Source organism: Ewingella sp. AOP9-I1-14 (assembly GCF_052375995.1).
Classification (GTDB): Bacteria; Pseudomonadota; Gammaproteobacteria; order Enterobacterales; family Enterobacteriaceae; genus Ewingella; species Ewingella allii.
The window spans coordinates 853,446-871,160 of the sequence record NZ_JBQSVA010000001.1 but is presented as its reverse complement, the minus strand read 5'-3'; the positions used below and the strand labels follow the sequence as shown (position 1 = coordinate 871,160).

Sequence of the window (17,715 nt, the reverse complement as noted above, 5' to 3'; positions counted from 1 at the left end):
CTTAATGAATGCCAAAATAGCCGGTGTTGAGCAGCGTATTGAGCGACGTCAGCGGCGCGATGGTATCGCCTTCCACCAAATCAATGCCAATGCTGGTCAGCTTTTCCAAGGTTTCGTTTAAATCTGCCGGGCCAGCCAGCGTCTGCGCCGCCAGCCGATGAGTGTTGCCATGGAGAATCGTCACCAGCACTTCATCCATCTGGTTATAGTGTAGTTGGCTCATAAAGGTCGGGTCGATTTGCACGTAATCCACACTGCCTTCCGGCAAGGCATTAAATTCATTCAGATTTTTTCCAACGTTGCGCAGTACGATTTTACAACCACGCTGCCTCAGTTCGGCAACGTACCGCCGCAGATGCTCATATTTGAGCAACACATCGGGTTCAATCATCAGATTCACCGAGCCCATCGGCATCAGGGTGTTATCCAGCAGGCGATTTAACTCTTGCCGCAAACTCTCTTGCAGCAGGCTTTCCGTGGCGAGCGGGATAGCCACGCAAATTCCCTTATTATTGATACCCTTAGCATGAACCTCGAGGACCTGACGCAGCATCCACAGGTCGATTTCGGGCATCATGTCGTAAAATCGTGCGGCTTCCAACAGCAATTCGGCGTGCTGAATGCCATTCACCGGCTGCACGAATTGCAGCGAAAGTTGATAGAAGCAGACGGAAAGCGGCGTTTTCGGTGGTGACGCGGCGCGGCAGTTGAGCGACAGCTGATTTTCATTCAGCACGCGGCGAATATCCTCGGGGCGGAACAGCACGGCGTGGGAGGCCAATAAGCGTTTTTGCTGCTCTTCATAGGCAAATACCTGCCCCCGGCCGCGATTTTTGGCGGTGTAGCAGGCAACATCGGCTTGGGCCATGTATTCGCTGCTGCTGAGGGAAGCGTCCGTGATGCGCGTAATGCCCGCGCTGGCGCCAATGCGGTAAATTTGATTTTCCCACATGAATTGGAATTCATTGATTTTATTGACTAATGACTTCACCACTTGCAAACCCTGCTCGTGCTGACAGTCTAACAGCAATAGGGCAAACTCATCGCCGCCGAGGCGAGCCAGCCGGTCGCTATTGCGAATATGATCCTGCATGAGATGGCTTAATTGGCGCAGCAACTCGTCTCCCGCCGCGTGCCCGGCGGTGTCATTGACCGCCTTGAAATGGTCGAGATCGATAAAGGCCAGACTGTGATGTTGCTGCTGCTCGGCAGTCAGTTTTAGCGCTTCTTTCAGGCTATCTTCAAAGCTGCCGCGATTGGCTAAATCGGTAAGCAAATCGTGGGAGGCGCTGTAGCTGAGTTGGCGCATCAGCTCACGCGATTTACTTACGTCCTGTAGCACCAAGACTAAGCCGATTGGCTCGGCATTTAGTTTACGCATTGGCGAAATCGCCAGCTGCACGTCGAACTGCCCGGTGTGATAGCCGTGCAAAATCAGCGATTGCTCGAGGGAGGAGTGCAGATACTGGCTGCTGTACATGGCCATTAGGTCGTTAATCAGCTCGCCGTCTGGCCCAATGGTCAAGTGCACCACATCGCTGACCGGCTTGCCCTGCGCCTTCTGCTGACTCCAGCCGGTCATCTTCTCCGCCACCGGATTCATAAAGGTGATGTTCATCTGCTGATCGGTGGAGATCACGGCATCATTGATGGCATTCAGCGTGATGTGCAGTAGCTCTTTCTCTTCATGCAGAGCTTCGCTCAGCCGGTTATTGGTGATTTCGGTGTGTTTTAGCTCATTGATATCTTCAATCTGAGCGATGAGGTAGACCGGATTTTGCTCATCATCGCGCACCAGTGAAACCGCCAGCAGTGCCCAAACAATCTCGCCATCACGGCGCAGATAGCGTTTTTCCATCTGGTAATTCTGAATCTCGCCGTCGAGCAGTTGCTGGAGTAGCGTCAGGTCTTTGCTCAGGTCCTCGGCGTAAGTAATTTCCTGAAATGTCAGCGTTTTCAGGTAGCCTGCCTCATAACCCAGCAGATTGCACAGGGCTTTATTCACCTGAAGCCATTTGCCCTGTGGCGACACCAGTGCCATGCCGATGGCGGAATATTCCATCGCATTGCGAAAACGGTTTTCGCTCTGAGTAATGTGTGACTTCTCGACGCGCAGGGCGTGCATCGCCATCGCCATGGCATTGGCGGGTAGCAGAATCAGCAGCAGCGGCGTGAAAAGCAGGCCCGGCGGCACCACGGTAATGTGCGGAACGATGTCGATAATGCCGGTGGTTTGCAGCAGCGCAATCATCAGGGTCAGGCAGAGGAAAATGAAAAATGCCTCAACGCGCGGCAAGCGTATCGCCGCCCACAGCAGAGGAATGGTGATAAAGGCAAAGGGGTAAGGCAGCCATTTTAGCGCCAGAAAAGCCGCCACCATGTTGATAATTAGGGTCGCCATCAGCTCAAGCAGGCGGCCTGAGTTGTGGAAAAGTTGCTGTAGATAGCCTCTCTGGTAAATCAAACCCAGCGGAGTGAGTGCCAAAATGGCGACCGCCTCGGACATAAACCAGGTCGCGAACCTTTGCTCTGACGCCTGTGGCGCAAGGGTGTGCTGGACAAAGATCGTCATGATAATGGCGCTGAGCAGCGGACTGAACACCACGGCCACCAGCAGGAATTTTGCCCAATTCGCCAGACCAGAGAGCGGGTCCTTGGTGGGCAGAAAGCGTCGCAGCAGCAGCGCGCAGGTGCCCGCCTCTAACAAGTTAATAAATAGGTAGGGCAGGTAGCTCGTAGACCACGAGTACGCCAAAAAGTGGGAGGCGGCGATGCCCAAGCCCGCGGCGCAAAACAGCGGCAACCAGTCGCGGTAGCGATGGTGGAATAAAACCGGGATGAGCAGTGCCGTCGGCAACCATACCGACGCCAGACTTGAGGATTGCTGGATGACCTTCATGCAGGCGAGTGCCAGCAGGCAGATGCTCACGGCCAGAACCAACAGGATTTTCCAACTGATGGGCGACTGTGAATCCAGACGGGATATGTTCTTTTCCACGGCAAAACCCTTTCTTAAACCCGTCCGGCCACGAACGATAAGCTTGCTGAATTCTACAACAGTAATGAATTGATAACGAACCTTGAGTGAGAAGAAGGTCAGGTTTTTATGGGTTTAATGAGCTGAAGGAGTCAGCTGTGGCCTTGTCAGGGAAAACGAAGAGTAAAACCTTTGCTGCGCCTTGAGAATAAGGCGCAGCAAAGGGGGAGTTAAAGCAGGAAAATTGTCGCCAATCCAAGGAAGATGAAGAAACCGCCCGTATCGGTGATGGCGGTGATCATCACGCTGGCGCCCACCGCCGGGTCGCGGCCAAGCCTTACCATGGTCAATGGAATAATCACCCCCATGCTGGCGGCAACTAATAGATTGAGTACCATCGCCAATGTCATGACCGCGCCCATCTCCCAGTCGCCATACAGCAGCCAGGTAATGATGCCCATCAGGCCACCCCACACCAGACCGTTGATCAGTGCGACGCCCAACTCCCTGAATATCAGGAATTTAAGATTGCCGAGCTGCACCTGATGCAGCGCCAGAGCACGCACAATCATCGTGATTGTCTGATTACCCGTATTACCGCCAATACCGGCAACAATCGGCATTAATGCCGCCAGCGCCACCAGTTGCGAAATCGTACCTTCAAACAGGCCGATCACCCGCGACGCGACAAACGCGGTGCAAAGATTAATGGCCAGCCACGCCCAGCGGTTTTTCACTGCCTTGCCTACAGGCGAGAACACGTCCTCTTCCGGGCTTAAGCCCCCCATGCGGCGCAGATTGGTGTCGGTATCGTTATTAACGAAATCGACAATTTCCTCGACCGTCAGGCGACCCATCAGTTTGCCCTTTTTGTCGATGACGGGCGCGGTGATTAAGTCATAACGTTCGAAGGCACTGGCCGCGTCTTCGGCTTTGTCTTCGGGTTCGAAGCAGGTTGGGTCATCGTTCATCACCTGGAAAACCTGGCGATGCGGCGAGTTAAGCAAAATGGTGGTGAGCGGCAGCTCGCCAAGTAGCATGTTGTTTCGGTCAGTGACGAACAGCTTGTCACTGGCTTCGGGAATGTCTTTACGGTAGCGCAAATAGCGCTGCACGGTGCCCAGCGTGACATCCGCGCGCACGGACAGCAGCTCGAAATCCATGATTCGCCCGACGGTATCCTTGCCGAACTTAACCACTTCGCGCACTTTTTCGCGCTGGCGCGGATCCAGCGAGGTCAGCACGCGGCCCATCAGGTCACGTGGCAGATATTCCGCCAGATAAACCTGATCATCCACGTCCAGCAGCGACATGGTTTTCAGCAGGTCTTTGTCGCTCATTTCCTCAATCAGACTGTCCCAGACGGTTTCTGAGACTTCTACTAAGGCTTTACCGCGATCTGCGGGATCGACTAAACGCCACAGCGCCAGACGTTCGCGCTCCGGCAAGGCTTCTAAAATATCGGCAAGGTCAGCCGGATGCAGCCCGTCAATCAGATTGCTGAGCTCGGCAGTCTGGTCCATTAGCAGGGACTGCGTGGCAGGGTCGATATCTTTGGATTCGCCGAGAATGCTGTCGGCAAGGTCGTCGCTGTCTAGCAGCAGGTTGAGGATGCGGGTACGTGTTTCCGCCAGCTTTTGTACGTGATAGCGATGCTTATTGGCAGACATGCTGCGTCCTTATCCTTTGAATTCCAGAACTAAAATATCAGGGTGCCGGTGTCGTCGATTGTTCTACCTGAGTCTGTTTTTGAGTTTGATGATGTGACCAGGCCCCGACGGCGGAGTAGACCAAGCGGCCGAATAAAATAATAAAGCTGATCGCTAATACGATCTTAGTCATCTTGATGTTGGCTTTTTTAGACATAGTAATTTCAGCTTATTAAACCGTAGCTCCATCAGGGTGAAATAATGATTTAAAACAGACTCATTCGCATAATCAATATATAGCACAACGCCTAACCCAGCCAGAAAAGTCTCATTGTGTAGGAGTGTTCCGTCAGGATATTCAGAATAATCTCGCACTCTGGGCGCTGGATTGAATTGTGAATAAAAATATCCGGCAGAGAATCATACGTGTATGAAATTTATAGGGTATTTTTTCACTCTTGAGTGAATGCATTTGAGGCAATTTTTACGCTAATTAGCAAAGTCTAGGTTTATTGATCCCCATCAAATAGTTTAATATGAGCCAACTTAGAATCTGGTTTTATTTTAGTGATGCTGCGAAATCTGTTTTTACCGCTTTTTGTGGCCAGTCTTTTGACGTTTCCTTAAACCCGTTGTTTCTTTGGCGTTGTTGACCGTTCATCTGGCCTCTCAATGATTCCAGCACGCGACCTGCGTGGATCGCCTGCGGAAAAACATGGCATATCCTATGAGTAAATTTTTATCTTGGCGTGAATACAGCCGCCACTGGTGGGGCCTGCCCCTGCTGTGCGCACTGGTGTTTATCAATATCTCGTCTTACTTCTCGCCCATTATCTTCTTGCCGGAAGGTCGTACTTATTTGATGTACATGCCGCTGGCGGTGTGTGTAGCGCTAATGATGGTCTTTGATTGGCGCGCCTTGCCGGGTATCGCGATAGGTATGTTCATCCGCTATGACCTGCGTATCGGCGCCGAAATGGCATCGCTACTGACGCTTATCTATCTGTTCTGCCTGAGCGTTTCTTGGGCCGGTTATCGCTGGCATGCCGGTAAACGCTGGTCTGCGACCTTTGGGTTACTGCGTCTGCCGCTCCCGCGCGTCTTCTGGCTGGTGATTTTCCTCTCCTGCCTCTACATCTTTATTTTGCAAATCGTAGTGGAGTTGGGACTGCTGCCGGGCTATCTGGGCATGGTGACCCGTGAATTTATGACGCTGCGGACCCTGATCAATCTTCAGGCGATGATGCTGGGTATCTTGCTGAGTGGGCATCTGTGGTACCTGACGTTTCGCGTTTTGCGTAAACCTCGCTATCTGCGCGTGCTGCGCCAAATCATGCTTAATCAGCGCTCGCCGGGCGTGAAGTCTGTCGAGATTGTACTGTGGTTTGCGTTGCTGAGCGTGATGGTGATTTTGCTGAGCATGGAGGGGATCAGTGAGCCGATTGCCAAAATTCTGCTCAGCGATTACACCTTAACCCTGCTGCTGCCGGTGCTGCTGTTTGGTGCGATGCGCTACGGCTATCACTTCATTACGCTCGTCTGGACGGGGGCGCTGATTGTGCTGTTTAGCAATTATCGCGGCTTCATCAACGAGAAGGACTTTGTCCATAATCTGGTATTTGTTTCAGCGCTGATGCTGGTGTTTACCCTCTGCCTGCTGCTGATGGCCTCTATCTCGTCAATGCAACGCCAGCTGATGAAAAAGACCCGACAGGCCGCCCTGCTGGACCCGGTTTTTGGTTTGCCTAACCTGCGGGCCTTCAATCGTGACTTATCGCGCTATCCGCGCTCTTTACTCTGCTTTGTTCGCGTGTCGGAAATGGACGTGCTCAGCCGCAACTACGGCATGCAGTTACGCATTCAGTTCAAACAGCAACTGGCCACTGGCCTGCGGCCTTTCTTGCAGGAAGGGGAGAGGGTGTATCACCTGCCGGGGTACGATTTGGTGTTGCGTCTCAACTGTGATGAAACGCTGGAGAAGTTGGACCGCTTGCAGCAATACGTCGATGATTTTCGCCTGATTTGGAACGGCCTGCCGCTGCATCCGAATATCGGTTTGTCCTACTGCACCGTCTTCCCGCCGGTTGAGCATCTGCACATGCTGCTGGGGGAATTGAGCGGTATTGCCGAGGTGTCGTTGACCACCGGCAAGCCGGAGTCCAACAAAAGCGACCACAGTCAGGTGCAGAAAGAGATCAAATCCAAAGTGGCGATGCTGCATAAAATCCAGCGCGCGCTGGATGAAGATCGCTTCGTGCTGATGGCGCAGCCTATCGCCGGTATTCGCGGCGACAGCTACCATGAGATCCTGCTGCGCATGCAGGATGACGAGGGCGGCTTGATGACGCCGGAAAAATTCCTGCCGGTGGTGCATGAATTTGGTCTGGCTTATCAGTTGGATATCTGGGTGCTGAAGCACACCCTCATGTTTATCAACGATAACCGTGAGAAGCTGCCGAGCGTGCGCTTCGCGGTGAACTTCTCGCCGTCGACCTTCTGTCGCCCCTCTTTTAGTAGCCAATTCAAGGCGTTGATGGCGCAGTATCAGGTCGAGCCGTTCCAAATCGTGCTGGAAGTGACGGAATCTCACCTACTGCATAATGTGAAATATGCTGATTTCTCCATGCGCGATTTACGCCACTACGGCTGCCGCATTGCGATTGATGATTTCGGCACGGGTTATGCCAGTTATGACCGCTTGAAGTTTATTCAGGCGGACATCCTGAAGATTGACGGCAGCTTCGTGCGCAACATGATGACGGACCCACTGGATGCCTATATCGTGCAGTCAATTTGTCAGGTTGCGCGGATGAAACACTTGGCGATAGTCGCTGAGTTTGTGGAAACCGAACAGCAGCGCGAAGCACTGCGGGCGCAGGGCGTGGACTATATGCAGGGATATTTGATTGGAATGCCTGAGCCACTCAGCCAGCTGGTTCAGGAGCCGATAAACTCGGCAATAAACTAAAAGCGTTACCGCGATCCTCCCCTTGTGAAAGGGCAGGATCGCGGCTAACCAAAGGCTGGCGGGTTATTTAGCAGGATCTTCCTGCTCGCCGTCCTCTTCTTCCAGAATCAGCTTCCAGCCCGTCACGTCGTCCCAGTAACTCTGTTCCCGTTCAAAATCCAACTGCACCAGGTTGTTCTGCGCCAAATAACCGGCGGGGAAGCGCAGCGTCCAATGATTATCATCCGTGAGCAGTCGCAGCGTCTCTGGCGTGGTGGTGGATTGACGCTGATTGTTCAGCAGTGCGCCGAGGCGCAAAAGCTGCACCAGCGGCAGGTAATGCTTTTTCTTGAACAGGTTAAGGCGTGGCAGCTCTTCCAGTTTCACCCCTTTACGGTGGAAACGCACCAGCGTAGCCAGTAGGGTTTGCTGCTCCTGATTGAAGCCCGGCAGGTTGGTATTCTGCAAGATATAGGCCGAATGGCGATGCATGCCGCTGTGGTTAATGCTTAACCCCACTTCATGCAGCATGGCAGCGAATTTCAGCAGAGATTCGAGCTGTGGTTGCACCAGTTTTGAGTTTTGCGCCAGCCACTGGGCATAGAGTAATTCGGTGGTTTCCAGCACGCGGCGCGCCTGCTCGCGGTCAATGTTGTAGTGCTCGGCCAGGCTTTTTGCAGTGCGAGTGCGGATATCCTGATGGCGGAAGCGACCTTCCATCTCATACAGCACGCCTTCGCGCAGCGCGCCGTCCGACAGTCGTAACTCTTTGATTGCCAACGCATCGAACACGCCGCACAAGATAGCCAGACCCGGCACAAATACCGACTGGCGATCTTCGGACAGGCCCGGCAGGCTCAGCGAGGAGAAGTTTTTGTAATTCATCACTTCTTCAGTGAGCATTTTCAGGCGTTCAGGGGTAATAAGGCCGTCTTTTTCGCCCATTTCCACCAGCACTTCATAAGTGGCTTTAATGGTGCCCGACGCGCCTAGCGCGTACTGCCAGCCTTGCAGACGATACTGCCAGGCCATGGTTTCCAGCTTTTGCGCGGCGGCCAGCTGGGCGCGTTTAAAGTTAGCGCGGCTGATTTCGCCGTCGGGGAAGAAATATTGCCCAAAGCTGACGCAGCCCATGCGGCGGCTCTCTGCCAGCAGTGGCTCGAAATCTTCGCCGATCACCAGCTCCGTCGACCCGCCACCGATATCAATCACCAGCTTGCGGCCTTTTTCGGGCTGAGTGTGCTCGACGCCCATGAAAATCAGGCGCGCCTCTTCCTGCCCGGAAATGATTTCAATCGGATAGGGGATAACCTCGGCGGCGCGCTGGAGAAACTCTTCAGCATTCACCGCCTGACGCAGCGAGTGGGTGCCGACAATGGTCACGTTCTGTTCGGGAAAGCCTTGTAAACGTTCGGCAAACAGCGCCAGGCAGTCAAGACCGCGCTGGATAGCTTCTTCGCTCAATACGTTGTTGCTGTCCAGACCGTCAGCCAGATGCACGCGCTGCTTCAGGCGGCCCAACACCTGTAGCGCGCCATTCACGACGCGCGCTATCACCATATGGAAGCTGTTTGACCCAAGGTCGATAGCCGCAATCTCTTGCGGTTTGGCGTTTATGGTGTTGTTCAGGGGCATAATATGTGGTGCTCCAAAGTGTCAGGCCTAATCGTGTTGCTGTTTATTATGTTCAAGCTCGAAGGCTTTGAGGTAGTCGTAGATAGCCAGCTGCGCGCGCACCTTACGACGATTTCCGCGTGGAACATAACGATTACTGAGATCTTTATCAATATATCTGGCTTTCACCGTGTCGCTGAACAGCAGGTCGAGGATGTCGAGCACGCGCTGTTTTAGCGTCGGATCCAGCAGGGCGACGGCCACTTCAATACGGTAGTCGATATTGCGCGTCATCCAGTCCGCAGAGGACAGGAACACTTTGGTGTCGCCATTATTTTCAAACACATACACCCGGTCGTGCTCGAGATAACGGTCAACAATACTGGTCACCTGAATGTTTTCACTGACGCCCGGCAGTTCCGGTACCAGCGAGCACATGCCGCGGATCAACAGGCGGATTTTCACTCCAACGTTGGAAGCGGCGTAGAGGCGATCAATCAGGCCCTTATCCACCAGGTTGTTGATTTTCAGCGTGATCCCGCCGTTACCGCCAGCCTGCACGTTGGCAATCTCCTGATCGATCAGCTTATACAGCATATCGCGGGAGTTTTGTGGCGATACCATCAGGTGCTCGAAAGTCACCGGCCGGTATGGATTCTCAATAAAGTTAAACACCCGGCGCACTTCATTGGTGATGCGGCTGTCCGCCGTCAGCAAGGAGTAGTCGGTATAAAGACGGGCCGTTTTCTCGTTAAAGTTGCCGGTCCCAATATGAGCATAGCGGACGATTTCATCGCCTTCCCGGCGTGAGATAAGAAATAGTTTGGCGTGAATTTTCAGGCCCGGCGCGGAGAAGATAACGTGCACCCCAGCTTCCGTCAGGCGCTTGGCCCAGTGGATGTTGGCTTCTTCGTCAAAGCGCGCCTGTAGCTCCACCACCACCGTGACTTTTTTGCCGTTATGCGCCGCGTGGATCATCGATTCGATAATGCGCGAGTCTTTGGCTACGCGGTAAATATTGATCTTGATTGACAGCACGTTGGGGTCGAAAGAGGCCTGACGCAGCAGCTCCAGCACGTGCTCAAAGGTGTAGTACGGGTAGTAAAGCAACACGTCTTGTTGGCGAATCGCTTCAAAGCCGTTGCGGAATTTATCGAAGAACAGATGGCGCAGTCTCGGCAGCGGGCGGTTGACCAGGTTGGCTTTGCCGACATTTGGGAAGCCGATGAAGTCTTTAAAATTGTGGTAGCGGCCGCCGGGAATGACGGAATCATAGTTAGAGATCCCCAGTTTACCGCGCAGCAGCTCGACCATGTCATCGGGCATATCGCGCTGATAAACAAAGCGCACCGGCTCGGCGGTCAGGCGCTGTTTCAGGCTCGAAGACATTAATTCCAGCAGGCTCGATTCCATCTCCGTCACCAAGTCGTACTCGGCATCACGGGTCATTTTCATCGAATAGGCGTTGAGCTGGTCGTAATCAAAGAAGCCTTTAAAGATGTCATCAAGGCAGTAGCGCAGGATGTTATCCAGCAAGATCATCGGCTTGCGGCGGCGCGGCGTTTCTGGCGGTAAGTTAACGAAACGCGGCACTTTGTCTGATGGAATTTCCAGCAGCGCGTAATGGATCTCTTCACCGCGAATAATTTCGACTGCCAGATAGGTGTAATCGTCTTTGAGGAACTGAACCAGATTGGTGTCGTGATTGATCAGAATAGGCGTGATGAACTGGCGCAGATGCTGTTTGAAATACTGACGCAGCCAATTTTGCTGATTTTCAGACACCTGGCGTTCGTTGATCAAGAAAATCTGGTTGCGCGCCATCTCTAGCAGCAGGTCGTTGTAAAGACTGTCAAACTCTTGGTCTATGCGCAGAACCTTGGCCTGAATCTTTTTCAGCAAATGGCGAGACGCGCCGATAAAACCTTGTTCTTCGCTGATTAAAATTCGGCGTTTTAAATCGGCAAAACGAACTTTATAGAATTCGTCCAGATTGTTGGAGTAGATGCCCAAAAAACGCATGCGTTCGATCAGAGGATTGCTTTTGTCTGCCGCTTCCTGCAAAACACGTTCATTGAAGGACAGCCAGCTCAGTTCTTTTTCTATATAAAGCTTTTCCTGACCCATTTTAACTCCATTCTTTATGGCCCAACATTCAGCGTTATCACGATGAATCACCAGGGAAAATCTCGCTATTTCCAGCTCACATCCTGTGGATGTTCGACATATCTCTAATGGAAAATATTGAGAGAGAGGGGCCTAGTGTCTACTACCAATATTGCGAAAGATTGACAGGAAAGTCCAATACAAAGCGGAGGTTAAATCAGAGGGTGGAAAGTGAGCATTAAATGGCGCAACGAGAGAGGAAAAAGCTTAGCGGTGAACAAGATATCTCATGAAGATACGCTTTAGAAAAGCAGCTTGTTCACCGCTAATAGGGCGGTTAAACCACGCCTGCGCCGATAGGATCAACGCGTTTGGATTCCGCCGGCTTGGTTTTGTACTTCGCCAAGAATTGCGGTTGGAAAATACACATACGGATGGCGCTGCGGTATTCCCCGTTAACGAAGAATTCCTGTTTCAGTTCGCCTTCTACTTCAAAGCCCAACTTGTTGTAGATATGAATCGCCTTTTTGTTCTCTTTATCGACGATTAAATACAGCTTGTAGAGGTTAAGAACGGAAAACGCATAGTCCATCGCTAACTTGACGGCATCACCGGCAAACCCTTTGCCTTGATGAGCGGGGTCGATAATGATTTGAAACTCAGCACGACGGTGTATGTGATTAATCTCGACTAACTCCACCAGACCAACAGGCCCGCTTTCATATTCAATGATAAAACGGCGTTCGCTTTGGTCATGAATATGTTTGTTGTAGAGGTCGGTCAGTTCGACAAAAGCTTCATAAGGCTCTTCGAACCAGTAACGCATGATGCTTGCGTTGTTATCGAGACGGTGAACGAACGCCAAATCGTCTTTTTCCAGTGGACGTAATCTGACGTGGGTCTTGCTAAACATAAAATTTCCCGAAATGTCGTTTATTCGGATACTTTTTAGAAACTAGGCTCTTTAAACAGTCCTGTTTTAAGAAAAGGTGAGCACACAAACGACTTTAAACGTGCACTCACGCAGTCATTATAGCGGTCAATATGTAAACGAACGTAAACAGATATAAAACAAAAAACCGGCACGTGGCCGGTTTATAGTGAAATCATCGCCTGCGGGCAGTTTAATCTGCGGCGTAACCCTGCTCTGGTAGCGGATTACCGTCGAGGTAGGCCACGCCATCTTTTAGCGATAAACGACCATCGACAAACCAACTTACCACCAGCGGATAGATGCTGTGTTCCTGCGTCTGCACGCGTTCAACCAGCTCATCTTCGCTGTCATCACTGAAAACCGGCACCTTGGCTTGCAGAATAACCGGACCGCCGTCGAGCTGTTCAGACACGAAGTGCACGGAAGTGCCGTGAACTTCATCTTGATTTTCAATTGCTTGACGATGAGTGTGCAGGCCGGGATATTTTGGCAGCAGGGAAGGGTGAATATTGAGCATGCGGCCAGCGAAACGCTGAACGAACTCAGCCGTGAGAATGCGCATGTAGCCCGCAAGCACGATCAAGTCGGGATTATAAGCCTCGATGGCATCGGCCAGCGCGACGTCAAACGCCGCGCGGTCGGCAAAGGATTTTACATCTAATGCATGGGCGGGAATACCGGCCGACTGCGCCCGTTCCAGCCCGAATGCCGAGGCTTTATTACTGAAGACGGCGCTGAGCGTCGCATAAATACGTCCTTGCTGGCAGGCATCAATCAGCGCCTGGAGGTTACTCCCTTCGCCTGATACCAGCACCACGATCCTTTTCATCTCAACACCTGTCTGTAGTCGAATTTACTTGATGATAACGCGTTCTTCGGAATTAGAGGCTTTTACGCTACCAATTTTCCACGCTTTTTCGCCATTATCATTCAGTAAGGCCACGGCTTCATCGGCCAGCTCAGCAGGCAGAGCAACCAACATACCCACACCACAGTTGAAGGTGCGGTACATTTCGTGGCGGCTGACGTTACCGGCAGTTTGCAGCCAGTTGAACACGTCCGGCCACTGCCAGCTTGCTTCGTCAATCACCACTTGGGTGTTATCCGGCAGCACGCGTGGGATATTTTCCCAGAAGCCGCCACCGGTGAGATGCACGATGCCGTGAACTTCAACTTGCTCAATCAATTTCAGAATCGATTTCACATAGATTTTGGTCGGTGCCAGCAGATGATCTGCCAGAGACTTACCGGCCAAATCCGTGGTTTCTGGATTGGTTTTGCTCACTTCGAGGATTTTGCGCACCAGCGAGTAGCCGTTGGAGTGCGGGCCGCTGGCTGCCAGAGCAATCACTGCATCGCCGTCAGCCACTTTGCTGCCATCGATGATTTCTGACTTTTCTACCACGCCCACGCAGAAGCCTGCCACGTCGTAATCTTCGCCGTGATACATGCCCGGCATCTCAGCGGTTTCGCCGCCGACTAATGCACAACCAGACTGCTTACAGCCTTCGGCAATCCCGGTGATCACGCTGGCGGCGGTGTCGACGTCCAACTTACCGGTGGCGTAATAATCGAGGAAGAACAGGGGTTCAGCACCCTGAACAATCAAATCGTTAACGCACATGGCGACTAAATCAATGCCGATAGTGTCGTGGCGTTTCAAGTCCATTGCCAGACGCAGCTTGGTGCCAACGCCGTCGGTACCCGAAACCAGCACAGGTTCACGATATTTTTGCGGCAGCGCGCACAGGGCACCAAAACCACCCAATCCGCCCATCACTTCCGGACGACGAGTCTGTTTTACTACACCTTTGATGCGGTCTACTAATGCGTTACCTGCATCGATATCCACACCTGCGTCTTTATAGCTGAGAGAGGTCTTGTCGGTCACTGCGTAATCCCCAAGGCGGTTGGTAAAATAAAACGCGGCAATTCTAACAGCCAAGGCAAACGTTTGCGAGGGGCTTGTGAGGTTGAGAGTCATTCTGCTGTCTATACTGTTGATCGACATTCTATTGACCGCGATCAGGCTATTGGCAGTGGCGTTCAAAAAAAAAGGCGTTATAATCTCGCGATTTTTTTTTGCAGCACAACCACCTTAGGAGAAATAAAAATGAAGATCGTTGAGGTGAAACACCCGCTGGTGCGACATAAGCTGGGCCTGATGCGTGAGAATGACATCAGCACGAAACGTTTTCGCGAACTGGCTTCTGAGGTGGGGAGTCTGCTGACCTATGAAGCAACTTCTGATTTAGAAACTGAGAAAGTAACTATCGAAGGCTGGTGCGGCCCGGTAGAAATCGATCAGATCAAAGGTAAGAAAATCACTGTAGTGCCAATTCTGCGTGCCGGCCTGGGCATGATGGAAGGCGTACTGGAGCACGTTCCAAGCGCGCGTATCAGCGTGGTGGGCGTCTACCGTGACGAACAAACTATGCAACCTGTGCCTTATTTCCAGAAGCTGGTTTCTAATATTGAAGAGCGTCTGGCGCTGGTGGTTGACCCAATGCTGGCGACCGGCGGCTCGATGATTGCCACGATCGACTTGCTGAAAAAAGCCGGCTGCCAGAGCATTAAAGTGCTGGTACTGGTTGCTGCTCCAGAAGGGATTGCCGCGTTAGAGAAAGCGCACCCGGACATTGAGCTGTACACCGCCTCCATTGACCAGGGGTTAAATGAGCATGGTTACATCGTGCCGGGCCTCGGCGATGCGGGCGACAAGATATTTGGTACTAAATAAGCATTCGTTACAAAGCAGCCGACTGAGAAGTCGGCTTTTTTTTGATTTTTTATCAGGGTTTTACCTTTTCATCAGGCCGCCACGGCTGAAACATGACACCTATAATCGCCAACTCTTTGAGAGGATCTATTCATGACACGTCGCGTCATTGGGGTAAGTGAGCGCCCGCCGCTGTTGCAGACCATTCCCCTAAGTTTCCAGCATCTGTTCGCTATGTTCGGTGCCACGGTGCTGGTACCGATCCTGTTTAAAATTAATCCGGCCACGGTGCTGCTGTTCAACGGCATCGGCACTTTGCTGTATCTGTTTGTCTGTAAGGGCAAAATTCCCGCTTATCTCGGCTCCAGCTTTGCGTTTATTTCGCCGGTGCTGCTGTTATTACCGATGGGCTATGAGGCGGCGCTGGGTGGGTTTATCGTCTGCGGCCTGCTGTTCTGCTTAGTCGCGCTGATTGTGAAAAAGGCCGGGATTGGCTGGATAAACGTCATGTTCCCTCCTGCGGCGATGGGCGCAATCGTTGCCGTCATCGGGTTAGAGCTGGCGGGGGTTGCCGCCAACATGGCCGGATTGCTGCCTGCCGAGGGCGCGTCGGCTGATTCCACCACCATTACCATTTCCATGGTAACGCTGGCCGTGACGGTGCTCGGCTCAGTGCTATTCCGCGGCTTCCTGGCGATTATCCCGATTCTGATTGGCGTGCTGGTGGGCTATGCGCTGTCATTCTTTATGGGCGTGGTTGACGTTTCTACCATTGAGTCCGCTCATTGGTTCGCGCTGCCAACCTTCTACACTCCGCGCTTTGAGTGGGTGGCGATTCTGACCATTCTGCCCGCCGCGCTGGTGGTGATTGCCGAGCACGTGGGGCATCTGGTGGTGACGGCGAATATTGTCAAAAAGGATCTGCTGCGCGACCCGGGCCTGCATCGCTCGATGCTGGCGAATGGTTTATCCACCGTGCTGTCGGGCTTTTTTGGTTCTACGCCAAATACCACCTATGGCGAAAACATCGGCGTAATGGCGATCACCAAGGTCTACAGCACTTGGGTTATCGGCGGCGCGGCGATTCTGGCGATTATGTTGTCCTGCGTTGGCAAGCTGGCGGCGGCGATTCAGGCCGTGCCGGTTCCGGTCATGGGCGGCGTTTCTCTGCTGCTTTACGGCGTGATTGGTGCCTCGGGTATCCGCGTGCTGATTGAGTCCAAAGTGGATTACAACAAAGCGCAGAACCTGATCCTCACCGCGGTCATTCTGATCATCGGCGTCAGCGGCGCGAAGATCCACATTGGCGCTGCGGAGCTGAAAGGCATGGCGCTGGCGACCATCGTCGGTATCTTCCTCAGCCTGCTGTTCAAAGTGATTGAACTGGTGCGCGGCGAAGAAGAGATCATTGATATCGAAGATGAACGCGAGGATCGCGCGGCGTAAATCTTCCCGCTAATCGCCGGTTGCGGGATCCTCCACCCGGCGATTAGCTCGGTTAGCAAGCGGTTGTGCGGGGCACAGTTCAACTCCGGCAGGATCCTATGCTAGAATTCTGCCGTTGCCCGCTTTCTGTTTATGGCGGCAACAACCCGAAAAATAACCATGAGATACGACTTTTTGTTGATAACAACATTTGCGGTTTATAAGCCGTATTGGTTGAGGTGCTTCTGAATACGCCGGCACAGCTTTCCCTGCCACTTTATCTTCCTGATGATGAAACCTTTGCCAGTTTTTATCCGGGGGAGAACCCCTCTCTGCTTTCTGCCATTCAAACGGCGCTGCATCAAGAGCACGGCACTTACATCTATTTCTGGTCGCGCGAGGGCGGTGGCCGCAGCCATTTGCTGCACGCAGCCTGTGCTGAACTCTCCCAGCGTGGCGAAGCGGTAGGCTATGTGCCTTTGGATAAACGCGCCTATTTCGTGCCGGAAGTGCTTGATGGCATGGAACATTTGGCGCTGGTTTGTATCGACAATATTGAAGGGATTGCGGGGGATGACGAGTGGGAAGCCGCCGTGTTCCATCTGTATAACCGTATTCTGGAAACCGGCCGCACCCGACTGTTTATTACCGGGGATCGCCCGCCGCGCCAGCTTAATCTCAGCTTGCCTGATCTCGCTTCGCGTTTGGATTGGGGGCAAATCTACAAGTTGCAGCCGCTGTCTGACGAAGAGAAGCTGCAAGCGCTGCAATTGCGCTCGAAACTGCGTGGGTTTGAACTGCCGGAGGACGTCGGTCGCTTCCTGCTGAAGAGGTTGGATCGCGAGATGCGCACGCTGTTTATGACGCTTGATCAGCTCGACAGAGCTTCCATCACGGCACAGCGCAAACTCACGATCCCCTTTGTGAAAGATATTCTTAACCTGTAATTCGGTTCGCCGATTTACAGGATCTCCAGCACCTGCTCAGGCGGGCGTCCCAGCCGCGCTTTGCCTTTCGACAGCACGATCGGGCGCTCAATCAAACGTGGATGATCGGCCAAGGCTTGCAACAGCTGCTGCTCATTCAGCGCCGGATCGGCCAGATTCTCCTCTTTATAAATCTCTTCCCCTTTACGCATTAAATCGCGCGCAGAATCAAATCCCAGCTTCTTCACTAGCTCTTTCAGCGTATCCACCGACGGCGGGATTTCGAGATATAGAATCACTTCCGGCTTAATGCCTTTATCTTCGAGTAACTTCAGCGTTTCTCGACTCTTACTACAGCGCGGATTGTGATAAATCGCGACATCATGTTGCATAAGGTTCTCCCTCTCTGTTTATTGCT

General features: G+C 52.6%; 12 protein-coding genes. 4 read left to right on the top strand and 8 right to left on the bottom strand.

The features are described 5' to 3' along the window. Position 1 precedes the first annotated feature (1 nt). Both ACT3RT_RS04020 and mgtE read right to left on the bottom strand, forming a co-directional pair. A complete protein-coding gene (locus ACT3RT_RS04020) occupies positions 2-2,998 on the bottom strand; it encodes a PAS domain S-box protein (RefSeq protein WP_485903727.1) in 2,997 nt (998 codons plus the stop codon). 209 nt (positions 2,999-3,207) lie between these two features. Beyond that, on the bottom strand, positions 3,208-4,647 hold the full coding sequence (gene mgtE, locus ACT3RT_RS04015; RefSeq protein WP_353502910.1) for a magnesium transporter: 1,440 nt from the start codon (positions 4,645-4,647) through the stop codon (positions 3,208-3,210). A 706-nt stretch (positions 4,648-5,353) separates the two neighbouring features. Between mgtE and ACT3RT_RS04010 the strand changes: the two genes are divergently transcribed. Beyond that, complete coding sequence (locus tag ACT3RT_RS04010) at positions 5,354-7,594, top strand: sensor domain-containing phosphodiesterase (protein WP_353502908.1); 2,241 nt, start codon at positions 5,354-5,356, stop codon at positions 7,592-7,594. Between the two features lie 63 nt (positions 7,595-7,657). On the opposite strand, the gene ppx is transcribed toward ACT3RT_RS04010, so the two are convergent. The 5 genes from ppx to purM all read right to left on the bottom strand — a co-directional run bounded on the left by ppx (position 7,658) and on the right by purM (position 14,118). After that, positions 7,658-9,208 (bottom strand): exopolyphosphatase, encoded by a 1,551-nt coding sequence (gene ppx / locus ACT3RT_RS04005; RefSeq protein WP_353502907.1) that lies wholly within the window; start codon positions 9,206-9,208, stop codon positions 7,658-7,660. 27 nt (positions 9,209-9,235) lie between these two features. After that, positions 9,236-11,314, bottom strand: a complete 2,079-nt coding sequence (gene ppk1, locus ACT3RT_RS04000; protein WP_353502906.1) for a polyphosphate kinase 1 — start codon at positions 11,312-11,314, stop codon at positions 9,236-9,238. Between the two features lie 316 nt (positions 11,315-11,630). Continuing rightward, positions 11,631-12,206, bottom strand: coding sequence for a spermidine N1-acetyltransferase (speG, locus tag ACT3RT_RS03995; protein WP_353502905.1), 576 nt, complete (start codon positions 12,204-12,206; stop codon positions 11,631-11,633). Between the two features lie 211 nt (positions 12,207-12,417). Continuing rightward, the gene (gene purN, locus ACT3RT_RS03990) at positions 12,418-13,056 is read right to left on the bottom strand and encodes a phosphoribosylglycinamide formyltransferase (protein ID WP_496202530.1); all 639 of its coding nucleotides are present in this window, start codon (positions 13,054-13,056) and stop codon (positions 12,418-12,420) included. Positions 13,057-13,080: 24 nt separating this feature from the next. After that, on the bottom strand, positions 13,081-14,118 hold the full coding sequence (purM, locus tag ACT3RT_RS03985) for a phosphoribosylformylglycinamidine cyclo-ligase (RefSeq protein WP_185689523.1): 1,038 nt from the start codon (positions 14,116-14,118) through the stop codon (positions 13,081-13,083). Positions 14,119-14,340: 222 nt separating this feature from the next. Here purM and upp point away from each other — a divergent pair, with 222 nt between their 5' ends. From upp to hda, 3 genes are all read left to right on the top strand, one after another. Then, on the top strand, positions 14,341-14,967 hold the full coding sequence (gene upp, locus ACT3RT_RS03980) for a uracil phosphoribosyltransferase (protein ID WP_353502903.1): 627 nt from the start codon (positions 14,341-14,343) through the stop codon (positions 14,965-14,967). Positions 14,968-15,099: 132 nt separating this feature from the next. After that, entirely contained in the window at positions 15,100-16,392 is a 1,293-nt protein-coding gene (gene uraA / locus ACT3RT_RS03975) for a uracil permease (protein WP_496202529.1), read from the top strand. Between the two features lie 218 nt (positions 16,393-16,610). Next, positions 16,611-17,318 carry a DnaA inactivator Hda gene (gene hda, locus ACT3RT_RS03970; protein WP_185689525.1) on the top strand — a complete coding sequence of 236 codons (708 nt, stop codon included), beginning with the start codon at positions 16,611-16,613 and terminating at the stop codon, positions 17,316-17,318. A gap of 14 nt (positions 17,319-17,332) precedes the next feature. On the opposite strand, the gene arsC is transcribed toward hda, so the two are convergent. Next, complete coding sequence (gene arsC, locus ACT3RT_RS03965; protein WP_485903735.1) at positions 17,333-17,689, bottom strand: arsenate reductase (glutaredoxin); 357 nt, start codon at positions 17,687-17,689, stop codon at positions 17,333-17,335. Between the last annotated feature and the right edge of the window lie 26 nt (positions 17,690-17,715).